Origin of the sequence: Pseudomonas sp. AM14(2022), assembly GCF_036346455.1 — a bacterium.
GTDB lineage: Bacteria > Pseudomonadota > Gammaproteobacteria > Pseudomonadales > Pseudomonadaceae > Aquipseudomonas > Aquipseudomonas putida_A.
Window position 1 is genome coordinate 34,760 of sequence record NZ_JAOTNY010000021.1, and the last position, 19,732, is coordinate 54,491.

General features: G+C 59.5%; 17 protein-coding genes. 14 read left to right on the forward strand and 3 right to left on the reverse strand.

What is annotated here, in order from left to right:
* Positions 1 to 88 precede the first annotated feature (88 nt).
* The 11 genes from V3W27_RS26125 to V3W27_RS26175 all read left to right on the forward strand — a co-directional run bounded on the left by V3W27_RS26125 (position 89) and on the right by V3W27_RS26175 (position 14,172).
* A complete protein-coding gene (locus V3W27_RS26125; RefSeq protein ID WP_247269634.1) occupies positions 89 to 2,887 on the forward strand; it encodes an LPS-assembly protein LptD in 2,799 nt (932 codons plus the stop codon).
* Complete coding sequence (surA, locus tag V3W27_RS26130; protein ID WP_183785569.1) at positions 2,868 to 4,184, forward strand: peptidylprolyl isomerase SurA; 1,317 nt, start codon at positions 2,868 to 2,870, stop codon at positions 4,182 to 4,184. The genes V3W27_RS26125 and surA overlap by 20 nt, the downstream gene beginning before the upstream one ends.
* Positions 4,181 to 5,170 (forward strand): 4-hydroxythreonine-4-phosphate dehydrogenase PdxA, encoded by a 990-nt coding sequence (gene pdxA, locus V3W27_RS26135; RefSeq protein WP_330207888.1) that lies wholly within the window; start codon positions 4,181 to 4,183, stop codon positions 5,168 to 5,170. The genes surA and pdxA overlap by 4 nt, the downstream gene beginning before the upstream one ends.
* Positions 5,167 to 5,985, forward strand: coding sequence for a 16S rRNA (adenine(1518)-N(6)/adenine(1519)-N(6))-dimethyltransferase RsmA (gene rsmA, locus V3W27_RS26140; protein WP_330207889.1), 819 nt, complete (start codon positions 5,167 to 5,169; stop codon positions 5,983 to 5,985). The genes pdxA and rsmA overlap by 4 nt, the downstream gene beginning before the upstream one ends.
* A 113-nt stretch (positions 5,986 to 6,098) precedes the next feature.
* On the forward strand, positions 6,099 to 6,479 hold the full coding sequence (gene apaG, locus V3W27_RS26145; RefSeq protein ID WP_330207890.1) for a Co2+/Mg2+ efflux protein ApaG: 381 nt from the start codon (positions 6,099 to 6,101) through the stop codon (positions 6,477 to 6,479).
* The gene (locus tag V3W27_RS26150) at positions 6,479 to 7,360 is read left to right on the forward strand and encodes a symmetrical bis(5'-nucleosyl)-tetraphosphatase (RefSeq protein ID WP_330207891.1); all 882 of its coding nucleotides are present in this window, start codon (positions 6,479 to 6,481) and stop codon (positions 7,358 to 7,360) included. Before apaG ends, V3W27_RS26150 begins: the two co-directional genes overlap by 1 nt.
* Before the next feature lie 33 nt (positions 7,361 to 7,393).
* Positions 7,394 to 7,723 (forward strand): thiosulfate sulfurtransferase GlpE, encoded by a 330-nt coding sequence (gene glpE / locus V3W27_RS26155; protein ID WP_330207892.1) that lies wholly within the window; start codon positions 7,394 to 7,396, stop codon positions 7,721 to 7,723.
* A 294-nt stretch (positions 7,724 to 8,017) separates the two neighbouring features.
* Positions 8,018 to 9,940, forward strand: coding sequence for a PrkA family serine protein kinase (locus V3W27_RS26160; RefSeq protein ID WP_003228848.1), 1,923 nt, complete (start codon positions 8,018 to 8,020; stop codon positions 9,938 to 9,940).
* A 107-nt stretch (positions 9,941 to 10,047) separates the two neighbouring features.
* The gene (locus V3W27_RS26165; protein WP_003228849.1) at positions 10,048 to 11,319 is read left to right on the forward strand and encodes a YeaH/YhbH family protein; all 1,272 of its coding nucleotides are present in this window, start codon (positions 10,048 to 10,050) and stop codon (positions 11,317 to 11,319) included.
* Entirely contained in the window at positions 11,316 to 12,878 is a 1,563-nt protein-coding gene (locus V3W27_RS26170) for a SpoVR family protein (RefSeq protein ID WP_003228850.1), read from the forward strand. The genes V3W27_RS26165 and V3W27_RS26170 overlap by 4 nt, the downstream gene beginning before the upstream one ends.
* Positions 12,879 to 12,942: 64 nt before the next feature.
* Positions 12,943 to 14,172, forward strand: coding sequence for a multifunctional CCA addition/repair protein (locus V3W27_RS26175; protein WP_285372965.1), 1,230 nt, complete (start codon positions 12,943 to 12,945; stop codon positions 14,170 to 14,172).
* 80 nt (positions 14,173 to 14,252) lie between these two features.
* On the opposite strand, the gene folK is transcribed toward V3W27_RS26175, so the two are convergent.
* Both folK and folB read right to left on the reverse strand, forming a co-directional pair.
* Positions 14,253 to 14,771: a 2-amino-4-hydroxy-6-hydroxymethyldihydropteridine diphosphokinase gene (folK, locus tag V3W27_RS26180; protein ID WP_330207893.1), complete on the reverse strand. Its 519-nt coding sequence runs from the start codon at positions 14,769 to 14,771 to the stop codon at positions 14,253 to 14,255.
* Entirely contained in the window at positions 14,762 to 15,118 is a 357-nt protein-coding gene (folB, locus tag V3W27_RS26185; protein ID WP_003228857.1) for a dihydroneopterin aldolase, read from the reverse strand. Before folB ends, folK begins: the two co-directional genes overlap by 10 nt.
* A gap of 74 nt (positions 15,119 to 15,192) precedes the next feature.
* Here folB and plsY point away from each other — a divergent pair, with 74 nt between their 5' ends.
* Entirely contained in the window at positions 15,193 to 15,762 is a 570-nt protein-coding gene (gene plsY, locus V3W27_RS26190) for a glycerol-3-phosphate 1-O-acyltransferase PlsY (protein WP_097089123.1), read from the forward strand.
* A 23-nt stretch (positions 15,763 to 15,785) separates the two neighbouring features.
* Here plsY and tsaD read toward each other — a convergent pair whose 3' ends face one another.
* On the reverse strand, positions 15,786 to 16,811 hold the full coding sequence (gene tsaD / locus V3W27_RS26195; RefSeq protein WP_247269641.1) for a tRNA (adenosine(37)-N6)-threonylcarbamoyltransferase complex transferase subunit TsaD: 1,026 nt from the start codon (positions 16,809 to 16,811) through the stop codon (positions 15,786 to 15,788).
* A gap of 199 nt (positions 16,812 to 17,010) precedes the next feature.
* Here tsaD and rpsU point away from each other — a divergent pair, with 199 nt between their 5' ends.
* The gene (gene rpsU, locus V3W27_RS26200) at positions 17,011 to 17,226 is read left to right on the forward strand and encodes a 30S ribosomal protein S21 (RefSeq protein WP_002551877.1); all 216 of its coding nucleotides are present in this window, start codon (positions 17,011 to 17,013) and stop codon (positions 17,224 to 17,226) included.
* Between the two features lie 481 nt (positions 17,227 to 17,707).
* On the forward strand, positions 17,708 to 19,672 hold the full coding sequence (gene dnaG, locus V3W27_RS26205) for a DNA primase (protein ID WP_247269642.1): 1,965 nt from the start codon (positions 17,708 to 17,710) through the stop codon (positions 19,670 to 19,672).
* Positions 19,673 to 19,732: the final 60 nt, after the last annotated feature.

The window sequence follows — 19,732 nt, forward strand, 5'->3', positions numbered from 1 at the left end:
TTTATTATCCAGCATCTTTTTCAGACCATCGAGAGGCGTGCGGCCCACACCGCGGGCAGATGGCACGCAGGAAGCCCGGACTAATAAGATGGCATTGAAATCCCCCGCGTTTCGTAAAAAATTTCCGTTGTTGGTAACCGGCAGTCTGCTGGCTATGCAACCTCTGGCCAGTCAATTCGTTGTTGCCGCCGAGCAGTATGACTGCGCCGTCTCGGCAACGGGTGGCTGGGCGTGTGCGCCCAAGACGCCGGCAGCTGCATTGCCGCCGCGTCCGGTGCATGACGGCAGCGCTGTCAGCGCCGCCGGCGAAGCCCCGACCCAGAACGGTTCCACATCCGACACCGGCGCCAAGCCTGTGCTGGTCACCGAAGCCAAGGGCCGCGGCCTGAAATCCCGTAGCGAAGACTACAGTCACCTCGACTGGGTTCCGCGCGAGAAGCTCACCGCCGCCCAATTGGCCGAGACCGGTCCTTACTGCTCTGGTTCCTATATCGAACCGATTCGTCCTGGCATGAATGACAAGACGAATAAAAGTGACGCACCGACCTTTATCGGCGCCAAGGCCTCGCGCTACAACACCGAAGATCAGGTGGGTACGCTGGCCGGCGACGTGGTCCTGCGTCAGGGCAGCATGCAGGTCGAGTCCGACGAGGCCAGCCTGTATCAGGCCGAGAGCCGCGCCGAACTCAACGGCGACGTGCGCATCCGCGACAACGGCGCACTGATCGTCGGCGACCACGCCGATGTGCAGCTCGACACCGGTGAAGCCAAGGTCGACAACGCCGAATACGTGATGCACAAATCGCGCATCCGCGGTAACGCGCTGTACGCCAAGCGTGCCGAAAACGCGATCATCCGCTTGAAGGACGGCACGTACACCACGTGCGAACCGAACAGCAACGCCTGGCAGCTCAAGGGCAACAACATCACCCTGAACCCTGCCACCGGCTTCGGTACCGCGACCAACGTGACACTGCGGGTCAAGGACATTCCGATCCTGTACACGCCGTACATCTACTTCCCGATCGACGACCGTCGTCAATCGGGCTTCCTGCCGCCGACCATCGGCACCGGCAGCGATACCGGCTTCATGCTGGTCACTCCGTACTACTTCAACCTGGCGCCGAACTACGATGCCACGTTGTACCCGCGCTACATGAGCAAGCGCGGCATGCTGGTCGAAGGCGAGTTCCGTTACCTGACCAAGTCCAGCGAAGGCCAGTTTGGTGCGGCGTATCTGAACGACGAAGATACCGATCGCAGCAAGCAGTCCGACTACGAAAAGAATCGCTACATGTACAACTGGCAGCACAAGGGTGGTCTCGACTCCCGCGTGATGACTCAGGTTGACTACACCAAGATCAGCGATCCGTACTACTTCCAGGATCTGACCACCGATCAGATCGGTGTGAAGAGCGCTGACTTCGTGAACCAGCAGGGTTCGGTGACTTACCGAGGCGACAGCTATACCGCGCGCCTGAACGCTCAGCAGTACCAACTGGCTACTGTTTCGAACATCACGCCATACGGCCGTCTGCCACAGATCACCTTCGACGGTCAGCTGCCGTATCACCCGGAAGGTTTGAACTTCGATTACGAGACCGAGATTGTTCGGTTCGATCGCGACCTGCAAAACGGCAACTTTACCAATGAAGACGGCACCATCTCGCCTCGCCTGGATACAAACGTTCAGGGCTTGGCGCGCGCCAACGGCGATCGTCTGAACCTGAAGCCGGGCGTCAGCCTGCCGATGAACTGGACCTATGGTTTCCTGAAGCCATCGCTCAAGTACCAGTACACCCAGTATCAACTGGATCTGGACGGCACCGGCAAGTCCCAGATTGCTGCGCAAACCGCCGAGCAGAACAAACTCAACGGTACCTTCGACAGCAATCAGAGCCGTGGCGTTCCGATCGCCAGCGTCGACAGCGGCCTGTACTTCGACCGCAACACGTCGTACTTCGGCAAGAACTATCGCCAGACTCTGGAACCGCGTCTGTTCTACCTGTATGTACCCAAGGTTGATCAGGAAGACATTCCGGTATTCGACACCAGCGAATACACCTTCAACTACGCGTCGCTGTTCCGTGACAACCGCTTCTCCGGCTCCGACCGTGTCGGCGACGAGAACAAGCTGTCGCTGGGTGTGACCAGCCGCTGGATCGAAGACGACGGTTTCGAGCGTCAACGCATCAGCGTCGGCCAGGCTTACTACTTCAAGGATCGTGAAGTCCAACTGCCAGGCATCGCGTTCAACGATCGTAAAGATGCCCAGTCCGACGTATCACCGTACGCTCTGGAATACGAATATCGCTGGAACCGTGACTGGCGCACCACGGCCGACTACAACTGGGACCCGGACAGCCGCAGCCCGCGTTCCGGCAGCGCGATGTTCCATTACCAGCCTGAAGACAACCCGAACAAGGTGGTCAACGTCGGTTATCGCTATCGCAACGACCAGGTTCGTTACGATCAGAACACCGGTAAATGGTCGGTGGGTGGTGGCGACTACGGCACGCCGGGCCAGCCTGGCTACGTGAAGGACTACTACAAGATCCAGCAGCATGACTTCTCGGTCATCTGGCCGATCGTTCCGCAGTGGAGCGCGATCAGCCGCTGGCAGTACGACTACAACCGCAACCGTACGCTGGAAGCCTTCGGTGGTTTCGAATACGACAACTGCTGCTGGAAACTGCGCCTGATCAATCGTTACTGGGTCAGCTATGACGAATTCAGTCAGAACGCCCCGGAAAACGAAAAAGGCGACCACGGCGTCTTCCTCCAAATTGTTCTGAAGGGACTCGGCGGCCTGACTGGCGCCAAGGTAGAGAGCTTCCTCGACAAAGGCATCCAAGGTTATCGTCAACGTGAAGACCAAGCTTTCTGATTCTCTGCGCCCGCTGCTGCTGGGCGCGCTGTTCCTGGGTACTGCGGCCAACGCCGCAGTACAGTCCATCGATAAAGTGGTCGCGATCGTTGATAACGACGTGGTCATGCAGAGCCAACTGGACCAGCGCGTCCACGAAGTTCAGCAGACCATCGCCAAGCGTGGCGGCGGCATGCCGCCTCCAGGCGTGCTGGATCAGCAGGTGCTCGAGCGCCTGATCGTCGAAAACCTGCAACTGCAGATCGGCGAGCGTTCCGGCATCCGCATTACCGATGAAGAGCTGAACCAGGCGGTCGGCACCATTGCCCAGCGCAACAACATGACCGTGGATCAATTCCGCGCCGCCCTGGCACACGACGGTTTGTCCTATGACGACGCCCGTGACCAGATCAAGCGCGAGATGATCATCAGCCGTGTGCGTCAGCGCCGTGTGGCAGAGCGCATCCAGGTCTCCGAGCAGGAAGTGAAGAACTTCCTCGCCTCCGACCTGGGCAAGATGCAACTGTCCGAAGAACTGCACCTGGCCAACATCCTGATTCCTACACCGGAAAGCGCCAACTCTGATGCGATTCAGAGCGCTTACCGTCAGGCGATGGACGTTTACCAGAAGCTCAAGCAAGGCGCCGACTTCGGTCAGATGGCCGTTGCCAAATCCGGCAGCGACAACGCCCTGGAAGGCGGCGACATGGGCTGGCGTAAAGCTGCGCAACTGCCACCGCCGTTCGACCGCGAGTTGAGCAGCATGGCGGTTGGCGACATCACTCAGCCTGCACGCACTCCGGGTGGTTTCATCATCCTCAAGTTGCTGGCCAAACGTGGTGGCGAAGCGCAGATGCGTGATGAGGTGCATGTGCGCCACATCCTGGTCAAGCCAAGCCCGATCCGTGACGAAGCCAAGACCAAGGCCCTGGTACAGTCGCTGTATGATCGCATCCTGGCCGGTGAAGACTTCGCTGAACTGGCGAAGAACTACTCCGAAGACCCGGGTTCGGCGCTCAACGGTGGCGACCTGAACTGGATCGATCCAAACGCACTGGTACCGGAATTCCGCGAAGTGATGGCCAAGACCCCACAAGGTCAGCTGTCCAAGCCGTTCCAGACTCAGTACGGCTGGCACGTACTGGAAGTCCTTGGGCGCCGCGCTACCGACAGCACCGAGTCGGCTCGCGAGCAACAGGCAATGAATGTTCTGCGTAACAAAAAATACGATGAAGAGCTGCAAAACTGGCTGCGTCAGATTCGTGAAGAAGCCTACGTAGAAATCAAACTCCCTGGTGCAGACCAGGCAGCGCAGTGAAACCCAAGCGTTTCGCGCTGACACCCGGCGAACCAGCCGGCATCGGTCCCGACCTGTGCCTGCTGCTCGCCTCGCAAGCCCAGCCACACCCCCTGATTGCCATCACCAGCCGCGACCTGCTTACCGAGCGGGCCGCGCAGTTGGGGCTGGCCATCACTTTGCTGGAAGTGGCACCCGGTCAATGGCCGGATGCGCCAGCAGCGGCCGGCAGCCTGTACGTCTGGGACACTCCACTCAGCGCTCCCGTGGTCGCTGGACAACTGAACAAGGCTAACGCCGCCTTCGTCCTCGAAACCCTGACCCGTGCCGGCAACGGCTGCCTGAACGGCGACTTCGCCGGGATGATCACAGCACCGGTACACAAGGGCGTGATCAACGAATCCGGCATCCCATTCTCCGGACACACGGAATTTCTCGCCGACCTGACCCACACCGCCCAAGTGGTGATGATGCTCGCTACTCGCGGTTTGCGCGTGGCACTGGTCACCACCCACCTGCCCCTGCGCGAGATTGCCGATGCAATTACGCCGGAACGGCTGGAGCGGGTCACGCGGATTCTGCACGCCGACCTGCAAGACAAATTCGGCATCGCCCGGCCACGCATCCTGGTCTGTGGGCTCAACCCGCACGCCGGTGAAGGCGGACACCTGGGCCATGAAGAAATCGACATCATCGAACCTACCTTAGAGCGCCTGCGCGGCGAGGGCATGGACCTCCGTGGCCCGCTGCCTGCCGACACTCTGTTTACCCCCAAATATCTGGAGCACTGCGACGCAGTGCTGGCGATGTACCACGACCAGGGCCTGCCCGTGCTGAAGTACAAAGGCTTCGGCGCCGCGGTCAACATTACCCTTGGCCTGCCGATCATCCGCACCTCGGTCGATCACGGCACCGCCCTGGATCTGGCCGGCAGCGGCAAGATCGACACCGGCAGCCTGCAGGTCGCCCTGGAAACCGCCTACCAGATGGCCGAGACCCGTTTATGACCGAGCAATACCAACACAAGGCGCGCAAACGCTTTGGCCAGAACTTCTTGCACGACGCCGGCGTCATCGACCGCATCCTGCGCTCCATCAGTGCCAAATCCGGTGACCGCATGCTGGAAATCGGCCCGGGCCAGGGCGCGCTGACCGCTGGCCTGCTCAACTCCGGTGCGCAGCTCGACGTGGTGGAACTGGACAAGGACCTGATCCCGATCCTCAACCAGCAGTTTGCCGGCAAGAGCAACTTCAACCTGCATCAGGGCGATGCGCTGAAGTTCGACTTCAACACCCTCAACGCTGAGCCGAACAGCCTGCGCGTGGTCGGCAACCTGCCGTACAACATCTCAACGCCGCTGATTTTCCACCTGCTGAACAACGCCGGCATCATTCGCGACATGCACTTCATGTTGCAGAAGGAAGTGGTCGAGCGCCTGGCGGCTGGCCCGGGTGGCGGCGACTGGGGTCGTCTGTCGATCATGGTTCAGTATCACTGCCGTGTGGAACACCTGTTCAACGTCGGCCCGGGCGCGTTCAACCCACCGCCAAAGGTCGACTCGGCCATCGTCCGCCTGGTGCCGCATGCGGTACTGCCGCACCCGGCCAAGGATCATCGCCTGCTCGAGCGTGTCGTTCGCGAAGCCTTCAACCAGCGTCGCAAGACCCTGCGCAACACCCTCAAGCAATTGATGACCGCTGCCGAGATCGAAGCCGCCGGTGTCGATGGCAGCCTGCGCCCCGAGCAACTGGACCTGGCCGCATTCGTGCGCCTGGCCGACAAGCTCGCCGAGCAGGTTCCTGCCGCCCCCACCGCCGACTGACCGGCGATGAACGCTATCGGGCAGGCCGCCACTCTGGTTTACTGCCCGATACTTGCCTAGACTGATTCCCCATCAGCTACGCCTCGCGTCCCGCTTCGTTTAAGGCCTCCTGCATGTCCGATTCCCGTTACCAGGTCGATGTCAGTGTCGTCACCCGCTATCTGGCAGACCAATCGCAACCCGAGCACGACCGCTTCGCCTTCGCCTACACCATCACCGTGCAGAACAATGGCAAGTGCCCTGCCCAGCTGATGTCACGACACTGGGTGATTACCGACGGTGACGGGCATGTCGAAGAGGTTCGCGGCGCCGGCGTTGTCGGCCAGCAACCGCTGATTGAGGTTGGCAAAAGCCACACCTACAGCAGCGGCACGGTGATGACCACCAAGGTCGGCACCATGGAGGGCACTTACGAAATGGTCGCCGATGACGGCAAGCATTTCGACGCGATCATCAAACCTTTCCGCCTCGCCGTCCCCGGAGCCCTGCACTGATGACGACGTACGCCGTCGGCGACCTGCAAGGCTGCCTCGATCCGCTCAAGTGCTTGCTCAAGCAAGTGGCGTTCGACCCGAAGCTTGATCGGCTGTGGCTGGTCGGTGATCTGGTCAACCGTGGCCCTCAGTCGCTGGAGACCCTGCGCTTTCTCTATGGCATGCGCGAGTCGCTGGTCTGCGTACTCGGCAACCACGACCTGCATTTGCTGGCCGCCGCCAACAATATCGAACGCCTGAAGAAATCCGACACCCTGCGCGAGATTCTCGAAACACCTGATGCCGCCGAGTTGCTCGAATGGCTGCGCCAGCAAAAGCTCATGCATTACGACGAACAACGCGAAGTGGCCATGGTGCACGCGGGCATACCACCGCAGTGGTCCCTGCGCAAGGCCTTGAAGTACGCCGCCGAGGCCGAAGCCGCGCTGCGTGACGACAACCTGTTTCCGCTGTACCTCGATGGCATGTACGGCAATGAGCCGGCGAAATGGGACAGCGAGCTCACGGGCGTGACCCGCCTGCGCGTCATCACCAACTATTTCACCCGCATGCGCTTCTGCACCGCCGAGGGCAAGCTCGACCTCAAGAGCAAGGAAGGTCTCGACACTGCCCCGCCCGGCTATAAGCCATGGTTCCAGCACAAAGAGCGCAAGACCCGTGGTCTGCGCATCATTTTCGGCCACTGGGCCGCGCTGGAAGGCGATGTCCGTGAACCGGGCATCTCGGCACTGGACACCGGTTGTGTCTGGGGCGGCAGTCTGACCCTGATGAACGTCGACAGCGGCGAGCGTGTGTCGTGCAAATGCGATGAACACGGCGGGCTTGCGCCATCAGTCGCACCACTTATCCCCGAAACTTCGCCAGTCAGCGCGCCGCGTTAGACTGCGCATTCTGCCGAGCAACAGGAACCCGCCATGAGCGAATTCAAACGAATCCCCCCGGAACAGGCCCAGGCCCTGCGCGAGCAAGGTGCCGTGGTGGTCGATATCCGCGACCCGCAAACCTATGCCGCGTTGCACATCGCTGGATCGACCCATCTGGATAACCACTCCATTGCCGACTTCATCCGCAATGCCGATCTCGACGCGCCCTTGGTAGTGGTCTGTTACCACGGCAACTCCAGCCAGAACGCAGCGGCGTACCTGATCAGTCAGGGTTTCTCCGACGTCTACAGCATGGACGGTGGCTTTGAGTTGTGGCGTACGACTTATCCGTCGGAAACCGCGCAAGGCACCGCCGAATAATTTTTTTGTCACGTGCAGGCCCCGGCTGCCGTGGGCCTGCGCGGGGCAGACGAACGGTCTGCCACAACTAATTACGTATCTCGCCTTTACCTCCCGAATTCCCAACTATCCTTAAGCCCAGGCCATCCAAAACAGGGGAGAGCCGGTACACCGGCGCACGGGTCATCGGGAGTGACTTTCAAGGTTGTCGACCGCGAAAGTGTTCTGGGGGGTAAACAGGCAGCCACCACGGCTGCTTGCCAGCATCGACTGAGTGATCCGGCGTCGGCTCCACGTATCGAGCGAGGTGACGTCATGAGTATCTTTAGCCACTTCCAACAACGCTTCGAGTCCACACGCCAGGAAGAACTCTCGCTGCAGGAGTACCTGGAGCTGTGCAAAAAGGACCGCAGCGCTTACGTTTCCGCCGCCGAGCGTCTATTGATGGCCATCGGCGAACCCGAGCTGCTCGACACGTCGACCAACTCGCGGCTGTCGCGGATCTTCTCCAACAAAGTGATTCGTCGCTATCCGGCCTTTGAAGACTTCCACGGGATGGAAGAATGCATCGACCAGATCGTCTCGTATTTCCGCCATGCCGCCCAAGGCCTGGAAGAGAAGAAACAGATCCTCTACCTGCTCGGCCCCGTCGGTGGCGGTAAATCGTCCTTGGCCGAGAAGCTGAAACAGTTGATGGAAAAAGTGCCCTTCTATGCGATCAAGGGCTCGCCGGTATTCGAATCGCCTCTGGGTCTGTTCAACGCCACCGAAGATGGCGCGATCCTCGAGGAAGACTTCGGCATCCCGCGGCGCTACCTGAACACCATCATGTCGCCGTGGGCGACCAAACGCCTGGCCGAATTCGGTGGCGACATCAGCCAGTTCCGTGTGGTCAAACTGTATCCGTCGATCCTCAACCAGATCGCCGTGGCCAAGACCGAACCGGGCGACGAAAACAACCAGGACATCTCGGCGCTGGTGGGCAAGGTCGACATCCGCAAACTCGAGGAATACCCACAGAACGACGCCGACGCCTACAGCTACTCCGGTGCGCTGTGCCGGGCCAACCAGGGCCTGATGGAATTCGTCGAAATGTTCAAGGCACCGATCAAGGTGCTGCACCCATTGCTGACCGCCACGCAGGAAGGCAACTACAACAGTACCGAAGGGCTGGGGGCGATTCCGTTCACCGGGATCCTGCTCGCGCACTCCAACGAATCGGAGTGGCACACCTTCCGCAACAACAAGAACAACGAAGCGTTCATCGACCGGATCTATATCGTCAAAGTGCCGTACTGCCTACGGGTCAGCGACGAGGTGAAGATTTACGACAAATTGTTGTTCAACAGTTCGCTGGCCAAGGCCCACTGCGCCCCCGACACTCTGAAGATGCTGGCGCAGTTCACCGTGCTGTCGCGCCTCAAGGAGCCGGAAAACTCCAACATCTATTCGAAGATGCGCGTCTATGACGGGGAAAACCTCAAGGACACCGATCCAAAGGCCAAGTCGATCCAGGAATACCGCGATTCGGCGGGCGTCGACGAAGGCATGAACGGTCTCTCGACCCGTTTCGCGTTCAAGATTCTGTCCAAGGTGTTCAACTTCGATCCGCATGAAATCGCCGCCAACCCGGTGCACCTGTTGTATGTGCTGGAACAACAGATCGAGCAGGAACAGTTCCAGGCCGAGACCCGCGAGCGCTATCTGCGCTACCTCAAGGAGTACCTGGCGCCGCGTTATATCGAATTCATCGGCAAAGAGATCCAGACCGCGTACCTGGAGTCTTACAGCGAGTACGGTCAGAACATCTTCGACCGCTACGTGCTGTATGCGGACTTCTGGATCCAGGATCAGGAATACCGCGATCCGGAGACCGGCGAGATTCTCAACCGTGTCGCCCTGAACGAAGAGCTGGAGAAAATCGAGAAACCGGCGGGCATCAGCAATCCGAAGGATTTCCGCAACGAGATCGTCAACTTCGTATTGCGCGCTCGGGCCAACAATAACGGCAAGAACCCGACCTGGCTCAGCTACGAGAAACTGCGGGTGGTCATCGAGAAGAAAATGTTCTCGAACACCGAAGACCTGCTGCCAGTCATCAGCTTCAATGCCAAGGCGAGCAAAGAGGATCAACAGAAACACAACGACTTCGTTACTCGAATGGTCGAACGCGGCTACACCGACAAACAGGTAAGACTTCTGTCCGAATGGTACCTACGGGTCCGGAAATCGCAGTAAAACAGCTACAAGCTTCAAGCTACGAGCTGCAAGAAAAAAGCATGTGAACGCTGTGCTTCTTCTTGCGGCTCGCAGCTCACAACTTGAAGCTGCCCGGAGGGCCACGTATGAGCTATGTGATCGACCGACGTCTCAATGGCAAGAACAAGAGCACGGTTAACCGCCAGCGCTTCCTGCGGCGTTACCGTGATCACATCAAGAAGGCTGTCGAAGAGGCAGTCAGCCGCCGTTCCATCACTGACATGGAGCACGGCGAACAGATCAGCATTCCCGGTCGCGATATCGACGAACCGGTGCTTCACCACGGTCGCGGCGGCAAGCAGACCGTGGTTCATCCCGGCAACAAGGAATTCACTGCCGGCGAACACATCGCCAGGCCTCCGGGGGGCGGCGGTGGACGCGGTCCCGGCAAGGCTGGCAATTCCGGCGAGGGCATGGACGAATTCGTCTTCCAGATCACCCAGGAGGAATTCCTCGAGTTCATGTTCGAGGACCTTGAACTGCCGAATCTGGTGAAACGCAACCTGAGCGGCACCGACACTTTCAAGACCGTGCGCGCGGGGATCAGTAACGAAGGCAACCCGTCGCGGATCAATATCATCCGCACCCTGCGCTCGGCCCACGCCCGGCGCATTGCGCTGTCCGGCAGCAGCCGTGCCAAACTGCGCGAGGCCAAAGAGGAACTGGCGCGATTAAAGCGCGAAGAGCCGGACAACTTCGGCGATATTCAGGAACTCGAAGCGGAAATCGAGAAACTCAGCGCGCGCATTCACCGCGTGCCGTTCCTCGATACTTTCGACTTGAAATACAACCTGCTGATCAAGCAACCCAACCCCAGCTCGAAAGCGGTGATGTTCTGCCTGATGGACGTGTCCGGCTCGATGACCCAGGCGACCAAGGACATCGCCAAACGCTTTTTCATCCTGCTGTACCTGTTCCTCAAGCGGAACTACGACAAGATCGACGTAGTGTTCATCCGCCATCACACCAGCGCCCGGGAAGTGGACGAGGAAGAGTTCTTCTACTCGCGGGAAACCGGCGGCACCATCGTCTCCAGCGCCCTGAAGCTGATGCAGGAGATCATGGCCGAGCGCTACCCGAGCAACGAATGGAACATCTACGCCGCGCAGGCTTCCGATGGCGACAACTGGAACGATGACTCGCCGATCTGCCGCGACATCCTGATCAATCAGATCATGCCGTTTGTGCAGTACTACACTTATGTGGAGATCACCCCGCGCGAACACCAGGCCCTCTGGTACGAATACGAACGCATCGCCGAAGCCTTTTCCGACACGTTTGCCCAGCAGCAACTGGTCTCGGCCGGGGATATCTATCCGGTCTTCCGTGAACTCTTCCAGCGCAGGTTAGTGACATGACCGCCAAAGAGCAGAAACGCCAACCCATTTCCACCGGCTCCGAATGGACGTTCGAGCTGATCCAGGCCTATGACCGCGAAATCGCCCGGATTGCGGCCGGCTATGCCCTGGACACCTATCCCAACCAGATCGAAGTGATCACCGCCGAACAGATGATGGACGCCTATGCCTCGGTCGGCATGCCACTGGGCTATCACCACTGGTCCTACGGCAAACACTTCCTCAGCACCGAGAAATCCTACAGCCGCGGCCAGATGGGGCTGGCCTACGAGATCGTGATCAACTCGGATCCGTGCATTGCCTATCTGATGGAAGAAAACACCATCTGCATGCAGGCGCTGGTGGTGGCACACGCGTGCTATGGCCATAACAGTTTCTTCAAGGGCAATTACCTGTTCCGCACCTGGACCGATGCCAGTTCGATCATCGATTACCTGGTGTTCGCCAAGCAGTACATCATGCAATGCGAGGAGCGCCACGGTATCGATGCGGTGGAGGACCTTCTTGATTCCTGCCATGCGTTGATGAACTACGGGGTCGACCGCTACAAACGTCCCTACCCGATATCCGCCGAGGAAGAACGCCGGCGGCAGAAGGATCGTGAAGAACACATGCAAAAGCAGATCAACGATCTGTGGCGCACCATCCCCAAAGGCGCGGACAAGTACAGCGACAAGGACAACGCCCGGTTCCCGGCCGAACCGCAGGAAAACATCCTGTATTTCATCGAGAAGCACGCGCCGTTGCTGGAGCCGTGGCAACGGGAGATCGTGCGGATCGTGCGCAAGATCGCCCAGTATTTTTATCCACAGCGTCAGACGCAGGTGATGAACGAAGGCTGGGCCACCTTCTGGCACTACACCCTGATGAACGACCTGTACGACGAGGGCCTGGTGACTGACGGGTTCATGATGGAATTCCTCACCTCGCACACCAGCGTGGTGTTCCAGCCAGGCTTCGACAGCCCTTACTACAACGGGATCAACCCTTACGCACTGGGTTTCGCGATGTATCGCGACATCCGCCGCATGTGCGAAAACCCCACCGAGGAAGACCGGCGCTGGTTCCCGGACATCGCCGGTTCCGACTGGCTGTCGAGCATCAAGTTCGCCATGAGCAGCTTCAAGGATGAGAGCTTCATCCTCCAGTACCTTTCACCCAAGGTGATCCGTGACCTGAAGCTGTTCAGCATCCTCGATGACGACCAGAAGGACGATTTGCTGGTGCCGGCGATCCACGACGAAACCGGTTACCGGATCATCCGCGAAACCCTGGCCGCGCAGTACAACCTCGGCAACCGCGAACCGAACGTGCAGATCTACAGCATCGACCGACGCGGCGACCGCTCGCTGACCCTGCGTCACCAACAACATGACCGCAAACCCTTGGGCGACTCCACCGACGAGGTACTGAAACATCTGCACCGGTTGTGGGGCTTCGACATTCACCTGGAAACCCTTCAGGGCGACCAGATCATGAAAACTCATCACGTACCGCCGCGAAGTGAACACAGCGAGGGTGATTACGGTCGACTCGACCTGGCCGTGATTCATCTCTAGATGCGGTTCTGACCTCCGAAAGTCCGACACAAGGGTTATCCTGTCGGGCTAACGGAGGTTTTTTATGCAGATTTTCAAGGTTGGCGGTGCGGTACGCGATCGCTTGCTGGGTATACCGGTCACCGACGTTGATCGGGTGGTGGTGGGCGCGACCACTGAGGAAATGCTCGCCCAGGGCTTTCGCCCCGTGGGTGCGGATTTTCCGGTATTCCTTCACCCGAAAACCGGCGAGGAATACGCCCTTGCCCGTACCGAACGCAAAAGCGGTCGCGGTTATGGCGGGTTCACTTTTCACGCAAGCCCCGAAGTCACTCTGGAAGAAGACCTGATCCGCCGCGACCTGACCATCAATGCAATGGCCGAGGACGACCAGCAAAACCTCACCGATCCCTATCATGGGCAACGCGATCTCGAAGCGCGGATCCTGCGCCACGTTTCCCCCGCATTCGCCGAAGATCCGCTCCGCGTGCTGCGCGTTGCGCGCTTTGCTGCCCGTTATGCCAGTCTTGGCTTCACTGTCGCACCAGAAACACTGGAACTGATGCGCCAGCTCAGCGAGTCCGGCGAACTGCAGGCGCTGACCGCCGAACGCAGCTGGAAAGAAATCTCCCGCGCACTGATGGAAGATCAGCCGCAGGTATTCATCCAGGTGCTGCGCGATTGCGGCGCACTGAAAGAACTGATGCCGGAAGTCGACGCGCTGTTTGGCGTGCCACAACCGGAAGTGCATCACCCGGAAATCGACACCGGCCTGCACACTCTCAGCGTTCTGGAGCAATCAGCGCTGCACAAACAACCGCTGACAGTACGCTGGGCTTGCCTGCTGCATGACCTCGGCAAAGGCCTGACGCCGGAAGAAGAGTGGCCACGACATATCGCCCATGAACACACTGGGTTGAAGCTGATCAAAGCAGTCAACGAACGCTTCAAGGCACCGAAGGATTGTCAGGAGTTGGCCTTGCTTGTCGGCAAGTACCACACCCACTGTCACCGGGCGCTGGAATTGAAAGCCTCAACATTGCTGGAGCTGTTGCAGAGCTTTGATGTGTATCGACGACCGCAGCGGTTTGAAGAGTTTATCGGCGCATGCGAAATGGACGCCCGAGGCCGTAAAGGGCTGGAGCAGAGAAGTTATCCACAGGCCGATTATTTACGCGGCGCTGCCCAGGCTGCGCGGGAAGTCGCGGTGCAGCCGTTGCTGGAGAAGGGATTCAAAGGCCCGGAACTGGGCGAAGCGCTGAAGCGAGAACGACTGAAGGCGCTAAAAGCCTACAAAGACAAGGCGTCAGCCTGAAAAGCTTCGCGAGCAAGCCCGCTCCCACAAGGGGAATGCATTCCAAATGTGTGGGCTTGCTCGCGAAAGCGGCCGTTAATTCAACGTAAATCCGAAGACGTCAGTTGCTGCCCACGCCACTCAAAGGCCACCGGCGCCAACACCTGATCAATCTGCGCCTCGGCCCACAACGTCGCGAAGCATTTTCCCACACCCGGATGCACTCGATCCGGCGCAATCAGCGACAGCGGCCACAACACAAAGGCGTTTTTCAGGATTTCGGCACGCGGCAGGATCAAGCCGTCGAAGTTACCGGTCAGATCGCCGTATAACAGCACGTCGATATCCAGCGGCAACCCCTTGCGATCAGGGGCATAACGACCATTATCTGCCTCGATGAATTTCAGGCGTCGGTCCAGTTCCATCAACGGTAGATCGGTCAGTGCCGAGACCACGAAGTTGTAGAACGGCCCGCTCTTGATCCCCACCGGCTGACTCTCGAACACCGCCGAACAGCGGATATCCACCAGAAACGTCGCCAAAGCGTCGAGCCCGGCGCGCAAATGGGTTTCGCGCTCGATATTGCTACCGAGCCCGAGGTACACCTGAGTCAGCGACATCCGCGCTCGATCTCCACACCCACGCCACCCTTGGCCGCCGGCACGGCGCCCGGCTTGGTCAGTTTCAGACGAACCCAGGTGATCTTGAATTCGGCCATCAGCACTTCGACCAGGCGCTCGGCAAAGGTCTCGACCAGTTGATATTGGGATTGCTCGGCAAAGGCCTGGATGCGCGTGGAAACGCTGGCGTAATCGAGCGCCAGGGTCAGGTCGTCACCGGCGGCGGCCGGGCGATTGTCCCAGGCGAAGCTCAGATCAAGACGCAGGCACTGTCGAATGCCCCGCTCCCAGTCGTAAGCACCGATCACGGTGTCGACTTCCAGGCCCTCGATAAACACTCTGTCCAAGCACTTTTCTCCGCTGCACGACAAGGGCGCAATGCGCCGTTAGAATCAGGGCGTCCTCGCCCGGAATAGTTAGCATGTTTTGGTTACTGGCGACTCTCGCCTACCTGCTCGGCTCTCTGTCCTTCGCCATTTTGCTCAGCCGCCTGACCGGAAACCCGGATCCGCGAATGAGTGGCTCGGGTAATGCCGGCGCCACCAACATGCTGCGCCTGGCCGGTCGCAAACTGGCGATCCTGACCCTGCTCGGTGATCTATGCAAAGGCCTGGTACCGGTGCTGATCGCAGCGGCCGCTGGCCTTTCGTTGCAGGATCAGGCCTGGATCGGCGTGTGCGCCGTGATCGGTCACCTGTTCCCGCTGTATTTCCGTTTTCGCGGCGGCAAAGGCGTCGCCACGGCCGCCGGCATGCTGTTGGGCCTGTATCCACCCGCCGCGCTGCTGGCGGTGTGCGCCTGGCTGCTGACGTTCTACCTGACCCGTACCAGCTCGCTGGCGGCGTTGATCGCCACGCCCCTGACCTTGCCCTTACTCGCGTGGCAAGAACCGGAAGCGCTACTGCCGATGAGCGCGTTGACATTGCTGATCGTATGGCGCCACCGCGGCAATCTACGCGACCTGTTTGCCGGGCGCGAACGGCATTTTTAAATACCGCTCAGCCACACCGCCAATCACAGTGCCGACAACTGCTCCATCGGCCAGCGCGCCTGCACGCTGATCGCCAGACTTTCCTGCTGACCGGCCTGCAAACGCTGACAACCGGCAAACGCGATCATCGCGCCATTGTCGGTGCAGAACTCCGGGCGGGCGTAGAACACATCGCCCTGCATGTCGCCGAGCATCTTTTCCAGCGAAGCGCGCAAGGCCTTGTTGGCGCTGACGCCGCCAGCGATCACCAGACGCTTCATGCCCGCGTGTTTCAGGGCGCGCTTGCACTTGATGGTCAAAGTCTCCACCACGGCCTGCTGGAACGCCAGCGCGATGTCGCAACGGGCTTGCTCGCTGTCGTCCCCGGCGTTGAAGCATTGCTGCCAGGTATTGAGAGCAAAGGTCTTCAAGCCGCTGAAGCTGAAATCCAGGCCCGGGCGATCACACATCGGACGCGGGAAGGTGAAACGTCCTGCGACGCCCTTCTCGGCCAGCTTGGCGATTTCCGGCCCGCCCGGATAATTGAGGCCCATCATTTTCGCGGTTTTGTCGAACGCTTCGCCGGCGGCATCGTCGAGGGTCTCGCCGAGCAGGCTGTATTGGCCAATGCCATCGACCTGAACCAGCTGCGTATGCCCACCGGAAACCAACAAAGCGACGAACGGGAATTCCGGCGGCTTTGGCTCCAGCATCGGCGCCAGCAAGTGGCCCTCCATGTGGTGCACACCAAGTGCGGGAATGCCCCAGGCAAACGCCAGCGCCTGAGCGCACGAGGCACCCACCAGCAGCGCCCCGACCAGGCCCGGGCCCGCGGTGTAGGCGATCGCATCAATCTCGGTCGGCACGCAGTCAGCCTCGGCCAACACCTGACGAATCAAGGGCAGCATGCGTTTGACATGGTCACGCGAGGCCAGCTCCGGCACCACGCCGCCATAGACGCGGTGCAGGTCGATCTGGCTGAACAGCGCGTCGGCCAGCAGGCCGCGTTCACTGTCGTATAATGCGACGCCGGTTTCGTCGCAGGAGGTTTCTAATCCCAGTACTAGCATGGGTTTGCGCCTTGTTTAGGCTGAATTCGAAGGCGCGCATAATAGTCGCCATGCGATGCCCCGACTAGCGGTTTTCGATCAGAGGCTTTGCATTCCGAGCGATGAGGGGTTAACATCCGCAACCCTTAAAAACCGACGTCTTCAAGTGCTCTTTTGCCGCGAGGATGTTGACCCCGGTAATGAATGAAGGTAGCTCTGGATGCCAGCCGTCAAAGTTAAAGAGAACGAACCCTTCGACGTAGCTCTGCGTCGTTTCAAGCGCTCCTGCGAAAAAGCCGGTGTACTGGCTGAAGTTCGTAGCCGCGAATTTTACGAGAAGCCAACTTCTGAGCGTAAGCGCAAAGCAGCAGCCGCTGTTAAGCGTCACGCCAAGAAAGTTCAGCGCGAACAGCGCCGCGCCGTTCGTCTGTACTAATACACAGACGATCGTAGCAAGCTTCTTGCCTAAGCCCGGCCCTCAGCCGGGCTAATGGCATTTGCGTAAAACGCTTGATGCTTCACCGTCGAAGCCGCACACGCGACCGAGACAAATCTGCTTCACGCGTCAGACCTGGCTCTTTTGCCAGCGGTGCACGTCTTTTCTGACGAGCCTTTCAAGGCTACTGACGAGCACACCCACTGATTCCTCTTACGACGATCAGCCCAAGGCACCTGCATGCGTGCCCGTTTTATTGAGCTATCCGGGGCCATTTATCGGCCGTCAGCGGATTCAGCGCAACACTTTCAAATAGTCGAAAACTGATGAGTACTAACGTCAGTGGTTTTTCGGCAGATACACTTCCCGACAGCGATCACGCAACCGAACCCGGTCGAGCCGCCCACTTTGTGCGCCTCACTCAAGACCTGCGTCCGGCCGCCCTTCGCATCGGACTCATTACAGCGCAGACGAGAACGCCATGGCCGGGCTGATTCCCCAGAGCTTTATTGACGACCTCCTGAACCGCACCGACATCGTCGACGTGGTCAGCTCGCGTGTGCAACTGAAAAAGGCCGGCAAGAACTACACCGCCTGCTGCCCGTTCCATAAAGAGAAAACCCCATCGTTCAGCGTCAGCCCGGACAAGCAGTTCTATTACTGCTTCGGTTGCGGCGCCGGTGGCAACGCCCTCGGCTTTCTCATGGACCACGACAACCTGGATTTTCCCCAGGCGGTTGAGGACCTGGCCAAAGCCGCCGGCATGGAAATCCCCCGCGAAGAAAGTGGCCGCCCGCACAAACCGCGGCAGCCAACCGATTCGCCGCTGTACCCGCTGCTCACCGCCGCCGCCGATTTCTACCGCCAGGCGCTCAAGAGTCATCCGGCGCGCAAGGCTGCGGTGGATTATCTCAAGGGCCGCGGACTGACCGGCGAGATCGCCCGGGACTTCGGTCTCGGCTTCGCGCCGCCGGGCTGGGACAACCTGTTCAAACATTTGAGCAGCGACACTTTGCAGCAGAAGGCCATGATCGACGCCGGACTGCTGATCGAGAACGCCGAAACCGGCAAACGCTATGACCGCTTCCGCGATCGCGTGATGTTCCCGATTCGCGATACCCGCGGCCGCATCATCGCTTTCGGTGGCCGGGTACTCGGCGACGACAAGCCGAAATACCTGAACTCGCCGGAAACCCCGGTCTTTCATAAAGGCCAGGAGCTCTACGGCCTCTATGAAGCACGCAAGAACAACCGCAACCTCGACGAAATCATCGTCGTCGAGGGTTACATGGACGTCATCGCCCTCGCCCAGCAAGGTTTGCGCAATGCCGTCGCGACCCTGGGCACTGCAACCAGCGAAGAACACCTCAAGCGTCTGTTTCGGGTAGTGCCGAACGTCTTGTTCTGTTTCGACGGCGACCAAGCCGGCCGCAACGCCGCATGGCGCGCACTGGAAGCAACATTGCCGTGCCTGCAGGACGGGCGCCGCGCGCGCTTTCTGTTTTTGCCCGAAGGCGAAGACCCGGACACCCTGGTTCGCGCCGAAGGCACTGATGCCTTCAAGGCCCGAATCAACCAACATGCGCAACCGCTGGCCGATTATTTCTTCCAGCAACTGACCGAGGAAGCCGATCCGCGCTCGCTCGAAGGCAAGGCCCATATGGCCACCCTCGCCGCGCCGCTGATCGACAAAGTGCCGGGCGCCAACCTGCGCATCCTGATGCGCCAGCGCTTGACCGAAATTACCGGTCTGAGCAGCGAAACCGTCAGCCAGCTGGCGCAAAGCGCGCCGCAGGAAGCGCCTCCCGCCTACGATCCGGGCATCGATTACGACGCAATGCCGGATTACAGCGACTACCATCAGCCGCAGGCACAAGACATGTATGTGCCGCAGCAGGAGTGGACGCCGAAGAAACCCGGCGCCGGCGGCAAGAAATGGGACAAGAAACCCTGGGACAAGAACGGCAAGCGTGGCGGCGATCGCGATCAACAACGCCCGCGCACGCCGATTGGCGTCGAATCACCGACCCTGACCGCCCTGCGAACATTGCTGCATCACCCGCAACTGGCCGAGCGCGTCGAGGACGCCGGGCACATTGCGGACGAAAATCAGACCAACGCACAGTTGCTTGTGTCGCTGCTCGAAGCCGTACAGAAGAATCCCAAGCTAAACTCATTTCAGTTGATCGCGCGATGGCACGGCACTGAACAGGGTCGCTTGTTGAAAGCGCTGGCGGAAAAGGAGTGGCTGATTGACGGAGAAAACCTTGAACAACAGTTTTTCGACACCATTACTAGCTTGTCAGCCCGCCAACGCGAGCGAAATCTGGAACAGTTGCTCAGGAAAGCGCGTCAAAGCGAACTGAGCGCCGAAGAGAAAAATCAACTGCGCGACCTTTTAAGTCGCAATGTTTCCGCATCAAACCCGACCTCAACTGGCGCGTGAGGTCATAGCTCAGGTATAATCCTCGGCTTGTTTTTTGCCCGCCAAGACCTTCAGTGGATA